This window comes from Streptomyces sp. SID5464, assembly GCF_009862985.1.
Classification (GTDB): domain Bacteria; phylum Actinomycetota; class Actinomycetes; order Streptomycetales; family Streptomycetaceae; genus Streptomyces; species Streptomyces chartreusis_D.
Window position 1 is genome coordinate 311,414 of the sequence record NZ_WWIQ01000003.1, and the last position, 3,200, is coordinate 314,613.

The 3,200-nt window shown below is 69.6% G+C and carries 2 protein-coding genes and 1 pseudogene; 1 reads left to right on the plus strand and 2 read right to left on the minus strand.

Annotated elements, in window-relative coordinates:
* Nucleotides 1-436: pseudogene (locus GTY47_RS03575) on the minus strand (ABC transporter permease); the annotation flags it as partial.
* Between the two features lie 137 nt (nucleotides 437-573).
* Nucleotides 574-1,590 carry a sugar ABC transporter substrate-binding protein gene (locus tag GTY47_RS03580; protein ID WP_010038642.1) on the minus strand — a complete coding sequence of 339 codons (1,017 nt, stop codon included), beginning with the start codon at nucleotides 1,588-1,590 and terminating at the stop codon, nucleotides 574-576.
* A gap of 263 nt (nucleotides 1,591-1,853) precedes the next feature.
* Between GTY47_RS03580 and GTY47_RS03585 the strand changes: the two genes are divergently transcribed.
* Nucleotides 1,854-2,816, plus strand: a complete 963-nt coding sequence (locus GTY47_RS03585) for a carbohydrate kinase (RefSeq protein ID WP_010038643.1) — start codon at nucleotides 1,854-1,856, stop codon at nucleotides 2,814-2,816.
* The last annotated feature ends 384 nt before the right edge of the window (nucleotides 2,817-3,200 follow it).

Sequence of the window (3,200 nt, forward strand, 5' to 3'; positions counted from 1 at the left end):
TGCCGAGGGTGACGATGAACGGCGGCAGCGGGATCTTCTGTACCAACACTCCGTTGAGCAGCCCGAATCCGCCGCAGACGGCGATGCCCAGGGCGATCGCGGCGAGCGGGGGCAGGGAGCCCTCCGCGGCCATCTTGGCGATCATGATGCTGCCGAACGCCATGACGGCACCGCACGACAGGTCGATGCCCGCCGTGAGGATGATCAGGGTCTGACCGATGGCGAGCGTGCCGACGACCATGACCTGCTGCACGATCAGCGAGAAGTTCCCGCCGGTCAGGAACTGGTCGGTCGAGACGGAGAAGAAGGCGCAGGCCAGAAGGAGGGCGACCAGCGGGCCGGTGGTCGGTGCAGTGAGCAGTCTGCGGGCCGTGGTCGGCGCTTTGAGCCCGGAGTACGGCGAGGACGTGCTCGGGGGCGTGGTCGTGGCTGTCATACGAAGTCCTTGTCGGAAGACAGAAGTCCGTGTCTCTCCTTGCCGGAGGACAAGGGAACGAGGGGGCGGCCGTCCCCCGGTCGGGGAGGTGGGGGTCGGCCGCCCCGCCTGGGGTGCGTACGGTCGTCGGGGGCGGCTCAGCCCCAGCAGTTGTCCAGGCCGTAGGAGGTGTCCTTGGAAGCGACCCCGTCCTGCGCCTTGTCGGTGATCAGGGTGACTCCGGTGTCGGTGTAACCCGAGGCCTTCTTGCCGTCCTTGGCGTACGTCACGACGGCCTTGACGCCCTCGGCGGCCATCTTGAGCGGGTACTGCTGCGAGGTGGCGGCGATCTTGCCGTCCTTGACGGCCTTGGTGCCGGTGCAGCCGCCGTCGACGGAGACGATCAGGACGTCCTTCTCCCGGCCCTTGGCCTTGAGCGCGGTGTACGCGCCCAGCGCGGCGGGCTCGTTGATGGTGTAGACGACGTTGATGCCGGGCTCCTTCTGGAGGCAGTTCTCCATCGCCGTCTGGCCCTTGGACTGGTCGCCGCCGGTGTCCTGGGCGCAGGCGACGTCCTTGTCGGTGGCGCCGAAGCCCTTGAGGAAGCCGTTGTGCCGCTGGACGCCGACGGAGACGCCCGGCGCGAGGTCGAGGGCGGCTATCTTCGCGGTCTTGCCCTTCATCGCGGCCTTGGCGTACTCGCCGATCAGCTCACCGGCCTTGAGGTTGTCGGTGGCGAAGAGGGCGTCGACCGCGCTCTGCGGCTCGGTCGGGGTGTCCAGGGCGATGACCAGGACGCCCTTGGCCTTGGCCTTCTCGATCGCGGGCACGATCGCCTTGGAGTCGCTCGGGGTGATCAGGATGCCCTTCACACCGGCGGCGACCATGTTCTCGATCGCGGTGACCTGCCCGGCGTTGTCGCCGTCGAACTTGCCCGCCGCGGTCATGAGCTTGACACCCTCGGCCTTCGCGGACTTCTCCGCGCCCTCCTTCATCTTGACGAAGAACGGGTTGGTGTCCGTCTTGGTGATCAGGCCGACCTTGACCTCGCCCGAGCCGGTGCTCGTGCTGCCCGATCCCGATCCGGATCCACAGGCCGTCAGGGTGAGGGCCGCGACGCCGGTGACAGCGGCGGCTCTGAGAAGGGAGGAGGAAAGGCGAGTGGTGCGAGGCATGATCGACTCCTGTGGGATAGCGAGCGGCACGGGGTCGGGGTCAGAGCAGGCCGCCCGGGGTGTCATCGTTGACTTATGTCATCGTTGACACTGCATGGCGAGGATGATGGACTCCGTCTCCCGGAAACGTCAATGCCCTGCACTCGTCACAAATCGGCAACGCACGCGACCGCCGCCCCTCCGCAGACGTCCTGCATTCGCACCACGACGCGCCCGGTTCGTCATACGTTCGTCAGGAATGTTCCGTCAGAGAAGAGCAGCCCATGAGCCCGCGCCAGATCACCGTCCTGGGGGAGTGCGTCGCGGACGCGTTCGCCGAACCCGGGGGCCCCTCGAACGAACTCGCCCTGCGCGTCCTGCCCGGCGGCGGACCTGCGAATACGGCAGTGTCGCTGGCCCGGCTCGGCACCCCGGCCCGCTTCCTCGCGCGGTTGTCGGGCGATGTGTTCGGCCGCCTGTTCCGCGACCACCTGCAGACGTCCGGAGTGGACCTGTCGAGCGCCGTCACGGCGGCGGAACCGAGCACACTGGCCGTGGCGGAACTGGACGCCCAGGGGCAGGCCGCGTTCTCCTTCCACGCGCAGAACACGGCCGACTGGCAGTGGACAGCCGAGGAACTGGCGCGAGTGGACCTGTCCGAGGCCGCCTGCGTGCACACCGGATCCCTGGCCCTGGTCCGGGAGCCCGGGGCGGCGGTTGTGGAGGACTTCCTGGCGGCGGCCGCCCCTCGCGCGACCATCAGCATCGACCCCAACGTCCGGCCGCTGCTGGTGCACCCCGACGTCTACCGTGCCCGGCTGGCGCACTGGTGCGCCCTCACCGACGTACTGCGGCTGAGCGAGGACGACCTGGAACTCCTGCTGCCGGGCACGCCGCCCGAGGAGGCGTGCGACACCTGGCACGCCGCCGGGGCACGGCTCGTGGTGATCACGCGGGGCGCCGACGGCGCCCTGGCCTCGCTCGACGGCGAACGCATCCAGGTTCCGGCCGTGCCGACGAGCGTCGCCGACACGGTCGGGGCGGGGGACTCCTTCACGGCCGGGCTGCTGCACCACCTGGGCGCCCGCGGCCTGCTCGGCGGCCGGCTGACGGAACTCCGCCTCGACGATGTCGCCGAAGCCTGCCGGTTCGCCACCCGGGTCGCGGCCCTGACCTGCTCGGTCGCCGGCCCCAACCCCCCGTGGCAGCGCCAGTTGGAGCAACTCGCCACGCCCGAACGCGCATGACGGACGGCGGAGTCGCGAAGAGGCCGTCACGACCGAACCGTTGACGCATCGGCCGCATGGCGGCCATCATCGGGCCACTCGATGTCATCGATGACACAAGTCAACGATGACTTCTCGGTCGGCGCCTTGGACGAGGGCGCCGACCGAGGCGTCACTTTTCGGTCGGTTCCGCACCGGGCGTCCGTGCTCCGCTGCGCCCGGACGGCCGCGGCACAGGAGACATCATGAGCTCAGGACGTGTACCCCGGCATGCCCGGATCCGGATGATCGCGGCGGTGGCGACCGTCTGCGCCCTGTCCGCAGCCGCGCCGACCCCCCAGGCCGTCGCCGCCGACACCCCGCCGTACTCCGAGACCTACCGGCCCCAGTTCCACTTCACCCCCG

What these genes read in the sequence shown, in the direction of transcription:
- GTY47_RS03580 (WP_010038642.1), bottom strand. Translation starts at nt 1,590, where the DNA reads ATGCCTCGCACCACTCGCCTTTCCTCCTCCCTTCTCAGAGCCGCCGCT.
- GTY47_RS03585 (WP_010038643.1), top strand. Translation starts at nt 1,854, where the DNA reads ATGAGCCCGCGCCAGATCACCGTCCTGGGGGAGTGCGTCGCGGACGCG.